The sequence below is a fragment of the Microbacterium sp. PRF11 genome, from assembly GCF_031844085.1.
Taxonomy (GTDB): Bacteria; Actinomycetota; Actinomycetes; order Actinomycetales; family Microbacteriaceae; genus Microbacterium.
On record NZ_JAUZUP010000003.1, the window covers coordinates 15,546 to 31,138 of the forward strand.

Here is a 15,593-nt window from a genome sequence, read left to right on the forward strand (position 1 = left end):
GGTCCCGCGGCGCGAGCGCGGCACGGGACCGGCGCGTCCTCAGGCGGCAGTGGATGCCAGGAAGCGGTCGGCCGTGCGCAAGGACAGGGCCATGATCGTCAGCGCGGGGTTGGCCGCGATCGCGGACGGGAAGACCGAGTTGTCGCAGATCCAGAGGTTGGGGATCTCGTGCGAGCGGCCGTCGGCGTCGACCACCCCGTCGGACGGGTCGTCCGACATGCGCGCCGTGCCGATCGTGTGCGCGGTGCGCGCGAGGACCATCGTCTCGCGCGCCCCCGCCGCCTCCATGACGCGCAGCATGAACGCCGTCGCGTGCCGGTCGATCGCCTTCTCGTTCTCTCCCGCCGTGAAGGTCACGCGCGCACGGGGGATGCCGAACTCGTCGGTCTCGTCGGCGAGGGTGAGGCGGTTGTCCTCGGAGGGGAGGCAGTCGGCGTTGATGCCGATACCCGCCATGAACCGCGACTGCTCGAGACGCTGCAGCAGCTCGGGGCCCCACAGCCCGCCGCCGCGCACGAGCGTGGTCGAGAACGTCAGCGGCATGACCCCGAGGCTCTGCACGAGGTAGCCGCCGGCGAAATCGGCGTCGTCGGGACGCATCATGTCCTCGCTGATGAGCGACGAGGGATAGCCGCGGTGTCCGCGCACCGGCTCGTCGAAGCGTCCCCAGACCTGGGTGGCGCCGTGCGCGAGGAAGTTTCGGCCCACCTGGCCGTTGTCGTTCGCGAGACCGGTGTGCAGGAGCAGACGCGGCGTCTCGACGCCGCCGCCGGCCAGCACGAGCGCCCGGCAGCGCTGGCGCACGTCCACGCCGCCCTGTCGGTACACCACCGCGGCGACGCGGCCGCGGGCGTCGAGCTCGATCCCGTGCACCATCGCCTCGCTGCGGATCTCGGCGCCGGCGGCGACCGCCGCGGGAAGGTACGTGTTGGCGGTGGAGGCCTTGGCATCCGCTCGACAGCCCTGGTGGCACTCGCCGCAGTTGATGCACGCGCCACGCTCGCCGTGGTGGTCCTGCAGTCGCGCGCGGGTGAGCACGGCGGCGGGGGCGTCGGCCCACCGGACGCCGAGCGCGTCGCAGCCCTTCGCGACGAGATTCGCCGGGGCGTTGCGCTTCGCCGGGGCGTAGGCGTAGGTGCGCGACGGGTCCCACGGGTAGGGGGTCGGCCCCGAGACGCCGATGTCGCCCTCGACGCGCTCGACGTACGACAGCAGCTCGTCGGGGTCGACGGGCCAGTCGCGGCCCACGCCCGACTCGGTGCGCAGGGCCAGGTCGCGTCGGTCGGGGCGCGGGGTGAAGGCACCCCAGTGCAGCATCGAGCCGCCGACACCGCGACCGCTGTTGTTCGGGCCGAAAGCGGTGGGGTCGTCGCCGCCGCTCAGGCGCTCCGACATCCAGTTGATCTCGACGGCCTCGGTCTCGTCGGGGGTGAGGTCGTCGAGCGAGAAGTGACGCCCCGCCTCCAGGGCGACCACGCTGAGACCCTTGCGGGCCAACTCGGCGGTCAGCGGAGCCCCGCCCGCACCCGTCCCCACGACGACCACGTCGACCGTGTCGTCGGTGCCGTACGTACGCATCTGCTCGAGGTTCATGCCGCGTCTCCCGTCGTGATCGAGCCGCCGACACCGGCGGGCTCCCAGTCTTCGCGGCGCCCCAGGCGCAGCTCCACGTACCCGCGGATCGGGCTGCCGCCGGTGGCGAACCCGTCGTATCCGACGCGCGCCATGCTCGCCGGGTGCGCCAGCCACTGCCGCACGAGATCGTTGCGCACGTCCTCCAGCCACAGCTTCAGCCGGGCGGGATCGAGGGGGCCGTCGGCATCCGTGGTCCCCTCGATCGCGGCGCGCAGGACCGCCTCGCGATCGGCGGGGTCGGTCGGCCAGACGGCGGCGAGCGTGTCGAGGCCGGCGCGATACGCCTCGGGGTCGGGCGGAAGATCGGCGTTGCGCCACCCGTCGCCCTCCCCGCGGGCGAGCTGCGCGTCGACGCGGCCGGCGAGGTCGATCGCCGAGCCGTCCTGCGGCACCACCAGATCGGCGATCTCGCGCAGGAGCGTCAGCTGGGCGAGGTCCAGCACCTCGGGGGCGTAGCCCCGGTCGTCGGGGATCGCGCGCCGGTTCAGGATGCCGCGAACCCGGTCGTCGACGCGGTCGCCGGCGATGAGCTTCGCCCAGTCGTCGGGCACGACGGGCCCGACCCGCACCTCGTCATCGACGAAGCGGGAGATCGCCTCGGCGGCCTCGGTGTCGCGCTCGAGTGGGATCAGGTGGCCGGTATCGGCGAGCGGCACGAAACGCGCACGGGGATACACCGACGCGAGGAGTCCGGGCTGAGCCGCGGCACCGAGGTCGGCGTCATCCTCTCCCGCCAGGACGAGCACGGGGAGGTCGAGGGTTGCGACCTCGGCGGTGGCGTCGATGCGGCTGCCGGTCTCGAGCCATGCGCGCCACGCCGTGGGCGAGGTGCGGCGGAGGTCGGCGAGGGCCATGGACTGGGCGCCCGCGTCGAGGGGTTCGGCAGTGTTCTGGTCGAGGAAGGTCTGCGCGTCGCGCTCGCCGATCGCACCGTCGGCGACCCACGACAGCATGAGCTCGCGGCGCTCCTCGTCCATCGGCTCGGGACGCGGTGGCGACGGTGCCATGAGCACCATCCCGCGCAGCCCCGACAGGGGGGCGTCGCCACGGAGCACGCGGGCGGCCACGAGAGCGGCGATCTTACCGCCCATACTGTGCCCGCCGAGCATCCACGGTCCGCGATCATGGGCGGTCAGGTGACGGATGACGTGCTCGACGGTCTGGTCCAGAGTCGAGTCGGGGGCGCTCGCGGCCGAACCGAAGCCGGGGAGATCGATGCCGCGCACCTCGACTCGTCCGGCCAGCCGCTCGGTGAGGCGGTCGAAGGAGGCAGCGCTGGCGCCCAACGCGTGCAGCAGGTACAGGGTGAGGGGCGCCTCGCCGGAGGCGGCGGGGGAGTCGGTGGGCATGTCTTCACGCTCGCCTACTCGGGGTGCCGGAACGGGTCGCTTGCGGATCGACACGATTTGCGCAAGCACGTTGCGAGAAAGCGGGGTGTCGGGCGCGGCGTTGGGTCGTCGAACTCCGGAGAAACGCGGGCCGCGGGCGGCGCGGGGCGCGCCGTTCCGCGGAATGTGCGGCGGCGGCGGGGGGCGGGGCGGCGTGGGTCAGGAGTTCGGCGGGTGGGGCGCGGCGCCGATCGCCCCGACCGCGCGCTGGCCGAGGGCCAAGGCACCGCGCACGCCGATCGCCCCGACCGCGCACGGCGGGCCGGGGCGATCGGGCGGTGGGATTACGGGGTGACCATGCCGCCGTTGACGTTCAGCGTCTCGCCCGAGACGTAGCTCGACTCGGCCGAGGCGAGGAAGACGAAGGCGGGCGCGATCTCGGCCGGCTGCCCGGCGCGCTGGTAGGTGCTCTCGTCGTCGAAGTGCTCCATCTGGTCGTCGGAGACGCCCTGGCTCACCTGCAGCGCCGACCACGTGGGCCCCGGCGCGACGACATTCACGCGAATGCCGCGCGACGCGAGCTGCTGGGCCAGGCCCTTCGACAGGTTGTTGATCGCTGCCTTCGTCGCGGCGTAGTCGAGGCGGTCGGGCGCGGGGACGTAGGCCTCCAGCGAGGCGGTGTTGATGATCGTGCCGCCCTCGGGGAGGTGGGCGAGCGCCGCCTTCGTGATCCAGAACGGGGCGAACACGTTCGTGCGGAAGGTCTGCTCGAACTGCTCGTCGGACAGGTCGTCGACCTTCTCGACCATCACCTGCTTTCCGGCGTTGTTCACGACGATGTCGAGGCCGCCGAGCGCCTCGGCGGCGTGGGCGACGAGCTCTCGGCACGCGCCGGGGTCGGTGATGTCGGTCGCGATCGAGACGCCGGTGCGACCGGCATCCCGGATCTGCTCGAGGATGTGGTCGGCGTCGCGCTGCTCGTCGGGCAGGTGCACGATCGCGACGTCGGCGCCTTCGCGCGCGAAGGCGATCGCGACCGCCCCGCCGATGCCGGAGTCTCCGCCGGTGATGAGCGCCTTGCGTCCCTCGAGGCGACCGAGACCGCGGTAGGTCTTCTCACCCAGGTCGGGGACCGGGGTCATCTCGGCCTGCACGCCGGGTTCGGGCTGGTGCTGCAGGGGCGGCTCGACACGGGCGTAACGGGTGACGGGGTTGTCGAAGGTGAACTGGTCGCGATCGGAGGTCATGAACCGACGCTAGGCACCGGGGCAAGGCCCGGGCGGGGCCTTGACGGCAACGGGATGCCGAGGCCCACGGTCGTGACGCGGGGCACGGCATGGTGGCGGAGCGGGCGGATGCCGGGCTCGCGGCCGCCATGCGGGGCGCGGGGGCGCGGATGCCGGGGCGCCGCCGTCTCGACGAAGGGCGCCGGCGGGGTCAGGCGACGCCGCCGCGGTCGACCAGCCGCGTGGGCACCAGATCGGTGTGCGAACCCGTGGCGGGCCGGGCGGCGCGGGCCAGGAGGGTCTCGGCCGCGCGCGTGCCGAGAGCGGCGACGTCGTAGTCGACGATGCGGATGCGTCGGGGGAGCAGGCGCGACAGTTCGAAGTCGTCGAAGCCGGCGATGGCGACGTCGGCCCCGCGGGGGAGGATCGCCTCGAGCGCGCCGATGGTCGCGCGGTTGTTGGCGCAGAACACGGCGGTGGGAGGGTCGGCGGAGTCGAGGAGGCGCTCCATCGCCTCCCGCGCGCCGGCGGGGGTGTGCAGTCCCTCGACCACGAGCGCGGGGTCGGGTTCGAGGCCGGCCGCCGTGAACGCGTCGACGACCCCCGCCCAGCGCTCGCTCATCGTGTAGATGGTGCGGGCGTCCATCAGCACGGCGATGCGGCGGTGCCCGGCGGCGAGCAGTTCCGCCACCGCTTCGCGAGCGCCGCCGCGGTTGTCGAGCAGGATCGCGTCGGCCGGGATGCCGCTGCCGGGGCGGTCGAGGAACACCACGGGCGTGCCGAGCTCCACCTCCCGTGCGAGGTAGGAGTGGTCGGCCGCGGTCGGCACGACGATGAGGCCGCCGACCTGGCGCTGGCAGAGGTCGAGGGCGAGGGCGCGCTCGGTCCCGGCGTCCTCCTCGCTGGATGCCATGACGATGTGCATGCGCTCGCGTGCGGCCACGGTCGACACCGCCGCCGCCACCGCCATGTAGAACGTGTTGGACAGGTCGGCGGCGATGAACCCGATCGTGTCGCGGTTGCCCGAGCGCAGGCTCGCCGCGAGCGCGTTGCGGTGGTACCCCAGCCGCGAGACGGAGGTGTTCACGCGCTCGATCATGGCGGCATCGACGTTGGGCTCGCCGTTGATGACGCGCGAGACGGTCTTCAGGCTCACGCCGGCGTCGGCGGCGACGTCGACCATGGTCGGTCGGCCGGTCTTGCGCATGCGTCTCCTCGCCGGTGCCGTCGGGTGCGGCATCCTCCGAGCATATTGAGGGGAGCGGGATACCGAGCAGATCCGGCTCCCGGCTCCTCATCGCGGCGCGGATCGGGGCGCGTTCGGTGCATCGGGGCGCACGTGGGCCGCCCCCATGCACCGAACCCGCCGCGAACGGTCGGCGCTCGCCGCGGGACGATTACGCCTCCGGGATGACCAGGGCGCCCGTCTCGTGCGAGACGATCGCGGCGGCGAACAGGCGGTGCGTCAGCGCGGCCTCGTCGGGCCGGACACAGCCGAAGCCGTCGCCGAGCTCGCCCAGGTACTCGGCCAGGTAGGCCGCCCACATCTGGAGGATGGCATCCGAGAATCCCGACTCGAAGTTGGGGCCCGTCACCGTCGGCCAGACCGACTGGCTGCCTGCGTCGATGCTCTGCCAACTCTGCTCGCGACCGACACCCGGGACGTCGACGAAGGCGAAGACCTCGACCTGCTTAGGGTTCTTCGTACTGAAGCGCACCCCGCCCGACATGCCGATCGCCTCGAACTCCCACGTGTTCTTCTGGCCCGGGGCGATGCGCTTGGTCTCGGTCGTGAGGGGGAACGGCGCCCCCTCGTGGCGTGCCCACGAGTGGATGACGGCGTTGTCCCAGGTGTCGCAGGGCTGGGGCGTGCCGTCGGGGCCGGGGCGCTCGGTGACGATGTCCTGGAGGATGCCGACGACCTTCTCGGGCGTCCAGCCGAGGCGCAGCGGCACGTGCCAGGTGTGCATGCCGAGGTCGTTGAGCACTCCGGCCTCGCCGCAGAACTGCTTCTGCCGTTTCCAGTTGAGGGGCTTGTTCACGTCGATGTCGCTGGCGTGCAGGAACGTGCATGTCGCCTCGACGATCCGGCCCAGCGCACCCGAGCGCACGTAGTCGACGGCCCACTGCGCTCCGGGGAAGAACGGCATCTCGCTCGAGACGCGCACGAACGATCCGGGTGTCTCCTCGATCGCGGCGACCACCGCGTCGGCGGCGGCGCGGTCGATGCCGAACGGCTTCTCGGCCAGCAGCGCCTTGCCGGCGCGGACGGTGTCGACGTAGAGGCGCTCATGCAGGTCGTGCCGAACGGCGATGTACACGACGTCGACCCGCGGGTCGGCGAGGAGCTCGTGGTGGTCGGTCGTGGTCAGCTGCACGGTGTCGATGCGCTCGAAGAACTCCAGCGCTGCGGGATTGATGTCGCACACGGCGACCAGCTCCGGCTCGGCCGGGTGGTCGATGAGGGCGGGCCAGCGGCGCAGGGCCGCGGCGATCTCGCGCCCCATGAGGCCGCCGCCGATGATGCCGACGCCGATCTTCTTCCCGGTCATTCGGCGCCCCCGATCAGGGTGAGCGCCTCGTCGACGGAGGCTCCCTCATGGACGACGGCCATGAGGGCGGCGGTGATGCCGGCCGGGTCGCGGTGCTGGATGACGTTGCGGCCGTAGACGATGCCGCGGGCGCCCTGCTCGAGGACCGCCTGCGTGCGCTCGAGGAGCGTGCGGTCGTCGACCCGTCCGCCGCCGCGCACGAGCACGGGGGTGTCGCCGGCGGCCTGGATCACACGGTGGTACTCGGTGATGTCGTCGGTGGGGTCGGCCTTGATGAGGTCGGCGCCGAGTTCTCGGGCCTGGCGCACGAGCGTGACGACCTTGGTGGTGTCGCCGTCGACGCCGTAGCCGCCGGTGCCGGGCTTGGTCTGCATGACCAGCGGCTCGATCATGAGCGGCATCCCGTACCTCTCGGCGTCCGTGCGCAGCGCGAGGATCGAGCGGATGCACTGCTCGCGCACCTGCGGTTCGCCGGGGAGGTCGAGGAGGTTCACGCACACGGCCACCGCGTCGAGACGCACGGCGACCTCGATCGCGTCGGGGACGTGGATGCTGTGCAGGGGCGACTCGAGCGGATCGTTGTAGACGTTGGCGATGTCGGTGCGCAGCACCAGACCGGGCTTCTGCTTGCCGGGGACGGACTGCAGCAGCGGCGCCTGCCCGAGGGCGAGCTGCACGGCGTCGGGACCGGCGTCGACGAGCGTGGCGACGGTCTTCGCCATGTCCTCGATGCCGGTGAGGAACGACGGCTCGTGGAAGGCGCCGTGGTCGACGGCGACGTCGAGCGCGCGGCCGGACCGTGCGTTGAAGAGGCGGTTGAGGCGGGGTTTCGACATGGGGTGTGGGTCTCCGAAACGTCGGGTCGGGGCGCGGCTCTGCGCTCGACGGTCAGTATGAGGGGAGCAAGACAACGTTGTCAATCACTGCTAGCGTGGCCCCGTCACGGCGAGGAAGGCGGGGCTCATGGGCGAGCTGTACGGGCGATCGATCGACGAGGCGCGCCGGCGCGCGGGGGCGGTCGCCCAGATCGCAGCGGTGGAGCAGTCCCTCCGCACCGACGGGCCGGATGCCGGCACCCGGCGCCTGCGCATCGTCGCGGGCGAGACCGATCTCGAACTGCTGCCCGATCGAGGTCTCGACCTCGGGCAGCTCCGCCATCGGGGCGTCCCCCTGGCGTGGGTGTCGCCGACCGGGTGGCCCCGGCCCGGAGCCTCCGGTTTCGGGGCGTCCTTCGGTGGAGGTCTCGTGACCACGTGCGGACTGCTGTCGTTCGGCCCGCCCTCGGTCGACGCCGAGGGGGAGCATCCGCAGCACGGCCGGTACAGCTGGCTCGCGGCATCCGTCACCCGCGCGGAGGTGACCGCGGACGCCGTGGTCGTCGAGGGGGTGGTCGTCGAGGCGAGCGTGCTCGGTGCGCACCTCGAGCTGCGGAGACGCGTGCGGGTACCGCTGGGCGGATCGCGCATCGAGCTGCGCGACGAGATCGTGAACCGCGGTTCGCGCGAGGTCGAGCCGATGGTGCTCTACCACGTCAATCTCGGGTGGCCGCTCGTGGATGCGGGCTCGGTGCTGCGCTCGCCGGCCGCGCGGGTCCACGCCCGCGACGCCGCCGCCGAGGCCGGCCTGTCCACCTGGGCGGAGTTCCCCGCCCCCGTCGCCGCGTACCCGGAGCAGGTGTTCCACCACGACCTGCCCGACGTCGGTCGCGTGAGCGCCGAGGTGAGGGCAGCGTCGGGGCTCGGCATCCGGATCTCGTTCGACACCCGGGAGCTGCCGGCGATGTTCCAGTGGCGGGTGGCGCAGGACGACGGGATGGTGCTCGGGGTGGAGCCGGCCACGGCGGCGACCATCCTCGGGCGGGAGGACGCACGGGCGCGCGGACTGCTGCGGCCGCTCGCGCCGGGCGCGTCCTGGGAGCTCGGTCTCGACATCGATGTCATGCGTGACGAACCCGTGACTTGACAACGTTGTCCCGCGGCCTCATGCTCATCTGCATCGAGGCTTTTCCCGAGCCTTCCTCCCGAATGACAACGATGTCGGAGATGCGATGACGCACGACGAACGAGAGACCGCCGAGGCGGCCGCACCGCGGCCCCGGGCGCGTCTCATCGACGTCGCCCACGCCGCGGGCGTGAGCCCCAAGACGGTGTCGCGGGTCATCAACGACGAGTCCGGTGTGCTCCCCGACACCCGCGAGCGCGTGCAGGCGGCGGTGCGCGACCTGGGGTTCGTGCCCGATCGCAGCGCCCGCGCGCTCAAGCGCCGCGAGGCCGACACCGTCGGCATCCTCATCGACGCGATCAGCGACCCCTTCTTCGCCGCTTTCGTCAGCGTCGTCGAGGAACTCGCCGTCGCCGAGGGGCTCAGCGTGATCTTCGCGAGCACCGGCTACGACGCGGCGCGCGAGCGCACCCAGCTCGACCGGCTGACGGGACACCGCCTCGCGGGGCTCATCGTCGCCCCCGTCGCGGTCGCCGCCGCGACCCTGGCGGGGCTGCGCACCCGCTTCCCCGTCGTGAGTGTCGACCGCGTGCGGTCGGGGATCGACGCGGTCGTCATCGACGACTTCGGCGCCGCCGCCGAGGCCACGGCCGCCCTCATCGCGCAGGGCCACCACCGGGTGGCCTTCATGGGCGAGGACGTGCCCTACCCGACGGTCAGCGATCGCCTCGCCGGATACCGCTCGGCGCTCGAGGCCGCGGGGCTCGCCTTCGACCCGCGTCTCGTCGTCACGCACGAGCGCTTCGGACGCGGCGAGGCCGCCGAGGCCTCGCGGCTGCTCGAGCGCGACGACGCCCCCACGGCCCTGCTGTGCGCGACGAGCCTCGCCGCGATCGGCACCGTCCGGGCCATCCGCGCCAAGGGGCTGCGGATGCCCGCCCTGATCTCGTTCGGCGACTTCACCCTCGCTGACCTGCTCGAGCCGGGCATCACCTACGTCGACCACGACCCGCGTCTGCTCGCCACCGCCGCCTTCCGCCTGCTGCGCGAGCGGGCCGTGCGCCCCGACGCGGGTCCTGAGCGCATCGTCGTGCCGACGCGTCTCGTGCCGCGCGGTTCGGGGGAGGTGCCCGCCGCCTCCGCGGATGCGGACGAGCTCGAGAACTTCGGACGAGACGCCGGGACCGGTCCGCATCCGGTGCACGGCTCCGCATCCGTCGCGCCCCCGAGCACCGACCTCCCCGTGCTCGCCGAGCCCGACCCGTCGCTCGTCGCCACCGCCCTCTCGCTCACCCACCCCGAGCCGACCGGCGCCGCTGCCGGCCCGGCCGGAGCCTCGATCGGAGCCCGCCCATGAAGCCCGTCCTGCTGCCCCCCAACCCCGTGCAGCACTTCTACCTCGGCGGCGATCGCATCGCGGCGCTGCGGGGGATCGTGCCCGAGACCGACCGGCAGCCCGAGGAGTGGCTCGGCTCGACCGTCTCGCGCTTCGGCTCCGACACCGTCGGTCTGGCCGTGGCCGAGGACGGGTCGTTCCTGCGCGACCTCGTCGCCGGTGACCGCGCCGGGTGGGTGGGAGCGCGCGGCGGACGGGATGCCGCGGATCTCGGCATCCTGGTCAAGCTCCTCGACGCGCGTCAGCGCCTCCCCGTGCACGTGCACCCGGGTCGCGAGTTCGCCACCTCCCACCTCGACTGCCCGTACGGCAAGACCGAGGCCTGGTACGTGCTCGAAACCGAGGACGACTGCGCCGTGTACGTCGGCTGGAACCAGGACGTCGACCGCGACGAGCTCGACCGCCGTCGCGACGCGCAGGACAGCGAATGGATGCTGTCGCGCATGAACCGCGTGGTCGTCAGCCCCGGCATGGGCGTTCTCGTTCCCGCCGGTACCGTGCACGCGATCGACGGGGGCATCTTCGTCGCCGAGGTGCAGGAGCCCACCGACTTCTCGATCCTGCTCGAGTGGTCGGTCACCACCTCCACGCGCGAGGAGTCCCACCTCGACCTCGGCTTCGACGCCGTGATGCCCGCGGTCTCGACCGAGAAGCTGGATGCCGAGGCCCTCGGCGCCCTGATCAGCACGGCGGGCACGACCCCGGCGGGAGCGGATTTCCGCTCGCTGCTGCCGGCCGTCGCCGACCCCTACTTCCGCCTGCACGACGCGGCGGGGGAGACGGCCGCTCGCGACGCCGGTTTCGCGGTGGTGCTGGTGCGGGAGGGCTCCGGTGCGCTGGTGTCGGATGCCGGCACGCTCGACATCGAGCGCGGACAGGTCTTCGCCGTGCCTCACGCGTTCGGCGCCTGGCGCCTGACCGGCGAGGCCGAGGTGCTCGTCGCCGCGCCCGGTGCGGGCTGGCCCGGCACCCTCCGCGGAGGGGACGTGCGATGAGCGACTACGTCGTCGGCGTCGACATGGGCTCGACCAGCACGAAGCTGCTCGTCGCGACCCCCGAGGGCCGCCAGGTGCTCGTCGTGAGTCGCCCCTCGCCCTGGAACAACCTCGACCACGGCCGGGCAGAGATGCCCGCCGAACGGGCCGTCGCCGTCGTGCGCGAGCTCGCCGCCGAGGCAGACACCCGCCTCGACGCGGGGTACCGCATCGTCGCGATCGGGGTCTCGGGCATGGCGGAGGCGGGAGTACTGCTCGATGCCGAGGGCATCGCGCTCGCGCCGATCATGGCCTGGTTCGACCCGCGGGGCGCGGCGCAGATCATGGCGACGCCCGAGGAGTTCCGCGCCGAGTTCCCCGGCCGCACCGGGTTGCCGGTGGGGCCGCTGGCATCCATCGCGAAGCTGCTCCACCTGCGGGACACCGGGGTCGCGCTCGCCGCGACGACGTTCCTCAACGTGCCCGAGTTCGTCGTGCACGCCCTCGGGGGCCCGCGCGTCGCGGAGTACTCGCTCGTGTCGCGCACCGGACTCATCGATCAGGACGACAGCACCCCCTGGCGGGCCGCCCTCGACGTGCTCGGCGTCGACGAGTCGATCCTCGGGCGCCGCGTGAGCGCGGGTGAAGCGGTTGGACCGCTCACCGACCCCGAGATGCCGGCGGGCTTCCGCGGGGCGGCGCTCACCGTGGCCGGACACGACCACCTGGTGTCCGCCGTGGCCGTCGGCGCTACGCACACCGGCCAGCTCTACGACTCGATGGGAACCGCCGAGGCCCTCGTGCGGGTGCTCGACGACACGCTGCCCTTCTCGGCGCGTGAGCGGCTCGCCCACGCGGGCATCAACTGCGTGCGCCACGTCATCCCGGGCAAGTACGTGCTGCTGGCCGGGACCAAGTCGGGACTGCTCATGCGCCGCGTGCTCCAGCTTCTCGGGATCACGGATGCCACGGGCCGGGCCCTCCTCGACGATGCCGCCCTCGCGCTGCCCGTCGACGGGACGCTCGCCGACGGGGGCCTCGAGGTCACGGGTGCACGCAACGACGACGGCGTGCTGAAGATCGTCGCGCAGAGCGACGGGCTCAGCCCGGCCGAGCTGTTCGCCGCGTCGCTGCGCCACGGGAACGACATGCTCGCCGAGTGCATGGCGGTGATGGACCGGGAGGTCGCCCCGCCCACCTCGACGGTGCTGACCGGAGGGTGGTCGACCATGGCATCCGTCGTCCGCTCGCGCTCGGCGCTGCTGCCCGAGGTCACCGTGTCGACCCACGACGAGGGCACCGCGTACGGCGCGGCCCTGTTCGCGGCGTTCGCGGTGTCGTCCGATTCCTTCGAGGGCGTCGCCGAGACGTTCCTCTCCTCCTCTCTCCTCACCACTGAAAGGAGCTGACGATGTCGTCAGTCACCACCGCCGTCCCGGTGCTGCAGGCCCGGGGCCTGTCGCGTCAGTTCGGCCACGTCCGGGCGTTGAACAACGCCGATTTCGAGGTCTACCCGGGCGAGGTCACCGCCCTGATCGGCGACAACGGCGCCGGCAAGTCGACCCTGGTGAAGGCCCTGTCGGGCAACCTCGCCGTCGACGAAGGCGAGATCCTCTTCGACGGGAAGCCGATCGAGATGAGCAACCCGCAGGTCGCGTCGTCGCTCGGCATCGAGACGGTCTATCAAGACCTCGCCCTCGCCCCGCACCTCGACCCGGTGCAGAACATGTACCTCGGCCGTGAGATCCGCCGCCCCGGCCTCGCGGGCGCGCTCGGGTTCATGAAGACCAAGGAGATGGCCGTCGCCTCGCGGGCAGCCTTCGACGAGCTCGGTGCCACCGTGCGCTCGCTGTCGTCCCCGGTGGGGGAGATGTCGGGCGGTCAGCGCCAGGCGATCGCGATCGCCCGCGCCGTGCACTGGGCCGGTCGCCTCGTCTTCCTCGACGAACCGACCGCGGCTCTGGGCGTGCGCCAGACCAAGAACGTCCTCGAGACGATTCGCCGCGTGCGCGACAAGGGCATCGCGGTGGTGCTGATCTCGCACTCCATGCCGCACGTGATGGAGGTCTGCGACCGCATCCAGGTGCTGCGCCTCGGTACCCGCGTCGCCAACGTCGATGCGAAGAACACCTCCATGGAAGAACTCGTCGGGCTCATGACCGGCGCCGTCACGAAGGACGACCAGAAGTGAGCACCAGGACGCCTCCTACCGAGACCGTCGCGATCGGCACGTTCGACGACAGCAAGCCCAACTTCTTCAGAGGGCTGCTGAAGGCGCAGGCCTTTCAGATCCTGCTGATCCTCATCGCCATCGTGCTCGTGTTCAGCGCGCTCGCGCCGGACTCGTTCGCGCAGTGGTCGAACTTCCGCCTCATCATCCAGAACGCCTCGATCCTCGCGGTGTTGGGCGTCGGAATGACGTACATCATCATCACCTCGGGCATCGACCTCTCGATCGGCTCGGTCCTGGTGTTCTCAGGCGTCGTCTCGGCGCTCGTCATGCGCGCTCTCGGCGGGGAGGGCTGGGGCGTCGCGACGATCGGCATCCTGGTCTCGATCCTCAGCGGCGTGTGCTGGGGTCTGCTGAACGGCTTCCTCATCGCGAAGGCGAAGATCCCGCCGCTCATCGTGACCCTCGGCTCGCTCGGTATGGCGCTGGGTCTCGCGCAGATCCTCACCGGCGGCGTCGACATCCGCGACGTGCCCACCGTGCTCACGGTCTCGATCGGCTACGGGAACGTCTTCGGCTCGCTCCCGATCATCAGCGTCATCGCGCTCGTGGTCGTCGTCATCGGCGCCGTGGTGCTGCACTTCACGAGGTTCGGTCTCTACACCTATGCCGTCGGCTCGAGCGAGCTCGCCGCCCGTCGCGTGGGCGTCAAGGTCGACCGCCACCTGATCTCGGTCTACACGCTGTCGGGAGCGCTCGCCGGGCTTGCCGGCATCCTGGCCCTGTCGCAGTTCTCCACGACCGCGATCGCCGGGCAGTCGCAGACCAACCTCAACGTCATCGCGGCCGTCGTCATCGGCGGGACCTCGCTGTTCGGCGGCGTCGGAACGATCTTCGGCACCGTGGTCGGCCTCTTCATCCCGGCCGTGCTGCAGAACGGCTTCGTCATCACCGGCGTGCAGCCCTTCTGGCAGCAGGTCGCCGTCGGCGCGGTGCTGATCACCGCCGTCTACGTCGACCAGGTGCGCCGCACCGCCGCGACCCGCGGCAACACCCAGAGCCTCTGGCGGAAGTTCGTCAGCGGAGGACGCCGCGGCTGAGCCCCGGCATCCGACATCCCACCAAGAGAGAACAGGCAATCACAATGCAGTGGAATAACAAGGTTCTCGCGTTCGCCACCCTCGGCGCCGCAGCCACCCTCGTCCTCGCCGGGTGCTCCGGCGGCTCCTCGTCGGGCTCCGCCTCGGGCGGCGACGGCGGATACAAGATCGCGTTCGTCCAGGGCGTCGCCGGAGATGAGTTCTACATCTCCATGCAGTGCGGCATCCAGGATGAAGCCGCCAAGGAAGGCGCCACCGTCACGACCCAGGGTCCGGAGAAGTTCGACCCGACGTTGCAGAAGCCGATCGTCGACGCCGTCGTCGCCTCCAAGCCCGATGCGCTGCTCATCGCCCCGACCGACGTGTCGGCCATGCAGGCACCCATCGCCGCCGCCGAGGCCGCCGGCATCAAGGTCGTCCTCGTCGACACGACACTGGAGGACCCGTCCGGCGCTGTCTCGCAGATCTCCAGCGACAACGAGGGCGGCGGGGCTGCCGCGTTCAAGGCGATCCAGGATGCCAACCCGAACGGCGGCAAGGTGCTCGTGGTCTCGGTGGACCCGGGCATCTCGACCACCGACGCCCGTGCGAAGGGCTTCGAGGATGCGGTCGCCGAGGACTCGAAGTTCGAGTCGGTCGGTGTGCAGTACTCGCACAACGAGCCGTCGACCGCGGCCGAGATCGTGACGGCGGCGCTGCAGAAGGACCCCGACATCGTGGGCATCTTCGCCGCGAACCTGTTCGCCGCGGAGGGCTCCGCCACCGGCGTGCAGCAGGCCGGCAAGCAGGGCCAGGTCACCATCGTCGGTTTCGACGCCGGCCCCGCCCAGGTCAAGGCCCTCGAAGCCGGCACCGTCCAGGCCCTCGTCGCGCAGGAGCCCGCCACCATCGGCTCTGACGGAGTGAAGCAGGCCATCGCCGCCCTCAAGGGCGAGGCCACCGAGGAGAAGATCCAGACCGGCTTCACCATCCTCACGAAGGACAACATCAACGGCGACGGCAAGGACGCGGTCTACAAGTCCTCCTGCTGACCCACCCCCCTCTCGCGTGAGGGGTCATCAACTGTCGCCTGGGACGCTCGCGGGCGACACCGAATGACCCCTCACGCGAGAGGAACACAGGATGTCGGGTCCCGGCATCCACCCCCCTCCTCCCCGCGCCGTGCTCGAACACGCTCGGCCACCGGGCTCGCGCAACGCGAGGTCCCTGAGCCCGTCGAAGGGACCGGAACCACCCGGCACCTCCCGCCCGCAGGCTTCGACAGGCTCAGC

The 15,593-nt window shown here is 71.8% G+C and carries 13 protein-coding genes; 7 read left to right on the top strand and 6 right to left on the bottom strand.

Annotated elements, in window-relative coordinates; all coding sequences use genetic code 11:
- Positions 1-39 precede the first annotated feature (39 nt).
- The 6 genes from Q9R20_RS08895 to Q9R20_RS08920 form a co-directional block, all read right to left on the bottom strand.
- Entirely contained in the window at positions 40-1,593 is a 1,554-nt protein-coding gene (locus tag Q9R20_RS08895) for a GMC family oxidoreductase (RefSeq protein ID WP_311249009.1), read from the bottom strand.
- A complete protein-coding gene (locus Q9R20_RS08900) occupies positions 1,590-2,984 on the bottom strand; it encodes an alpha/beta fold hydrolase (RefSeq protein WP_311249010.1) in 1,395 nt (464 codons plus the stop codon). The genes Q9R20_RS08895 and Q9R20_RS08900 overlap by 4 nt, the downstream gene beginning before the upstream one ends.
- A gap of 323 nt (positions 2,985-3,307) precedes the next feature.
- Entirely contained in the window at positions 3,308-4,210 is a 903-nt protein-coding gene (locus tag Q9R20_RS08905) for an SDR family oxidoreductase (RefSeq protein ID WP_311249011.1), read from the bottom strand.
- A 190-nt stretch (positions 4,211-4,400) separates the two neighbouring features.
- Positions 4,401-5,396 carry a LacI family DNA-binding transcriptional regulator gene (locus tag Q9R20_RS08910; RefSeq protein WP_311249012.1) on the bottom strand — a complete coding sequence of 332 codons (996 nt, stop codon included), beginning with the start codon at positions 5,394-5,396 and terminating at the stop codon, positions 4,401-4,403.
- A gap of 190 nt (positions 5,397-5,586) precedes the next feature.
- Positions 5,587-6,741, bottom strand: a complete 1,155-nt coding sequence (locus Q9R20_RS08915) for a Gfo/Idh/MocA family oxidoreductase (protein ID WP_311249013.1) — start codon at positions 6,739-6,741, stop codon at positions 5,587-5,589.
- Positions 6,738-7,577 (bottom strand): aldolase, encoded by an 840-nt coding sequence (locus Q9R20_RS08920; RefSeq protein WP_311249014.1) that lies wholly within the window; start codon positions 7,575-7,577, stop codon positions 6,738-6,740. Before Q9R20_RS08920 ends, Q9R20_RS08915 begins: the two co-directional genes overlap by 4 nt.
- A gap of 127 nt (positions 7,578-7,704) precedes the next feature.
- On the opposite strand from Q9R20_RS08920, the gene Q9R20_RS08925 reads away from it, so the two are divergent.
- From Q9R20_RS08925 to Q9R20_RS08955, 7 genes are all read left to right on the top strand, one after another.
- Positions 7,705-8,703 (top strand): aldose 1-epimerase family protein, encoded by a 999-nt coding sequence (locus Q9R20_RS08925; RefSeq protein ID WP_311249015.1) that lies wholly within the window; start codon positions 7,705-7,707, stop codon positions 8,701-8,703.
- A gap of 85 nt (positions 8,704-8,788) precedes the next feature.
- A complete protein-coding gene (locus tag Q9R20_RS08930; RefSeq protein ID WP_311249016.1) occupies positions 8,789-10,039 on the top strand; it encodes a LacI family DNA-binding transcriptional regulator in 1,251 nt (416 codons plus the stop codon).
- Positions 10,036-11,073, top strand: a complete 1,038-nt coding sequence (locus Q9R20_RS08935; RefSeq protein WP_311249017.1) for a hypothetical protein — start codon at positions 10,036-10,038, stop codon at positions 11,071-11,073. The genes Q9R20_RS08930 and Q9R20_RS08935 overlap by 4 nt, the downstream gene beginning before the upstream one ends.
- Positions 11,070-12,461, top strand: a complete 1,392-nt coding sequence (locus tag Q9R20_RS08940; protein WP_311249018.1) for an FGGY family carbohydrate kinase — start codon at positions 11,070-11,072, stop codon at positions 12,459-12,461. The genes Q9R20_RS08935 and Q9R20_RS08940 overlap by 4 nt, the downstream gene beginning before the upstream one ends.
- Before the next feature lie 2 nt (positions 12,462-12,463).
- On the top strand, positions 12,464-13,243 hold the full coding sequence (locus tag Q9R20_RS08945) for an ATP-binding cassette domain-containing protein (protein WP_311249019.1): 780 nt from the start codon (positions 12,464-12,466) through the stop codon (positions 13,241-13,243).
- A complete protein-coding gene (locus tag Q9R20_RS08950) occupies positions 13,240-14,322 on the top strand; it encodes an ABC transporter permease (protein WP_311249020.1) in 1,083 nt (360 codons plus the stop codon). Before Q9R20_RS08945 ends, Q9R20_RS08950 begins: the two co-directional genes overlap by 4 nt.
- Before the next feature lie 44 nt (positions 14,323-14,366).
- Positions 14,367-15,353 carry an ABC transporter substrate-binding protein gene (locus Q9R20_RS08955; protein WP_311249021.1) on the top strand — a complete coding sequence of 329 codons (987 nt, stop codon included), beginning with the start codon at positions 14,367-14,369 and terminating at the stop codon, positions 15,351-15,353.
- The last annotated feature ends 240 nt before the right edge of the window (positions 15,354-15,593 follow it).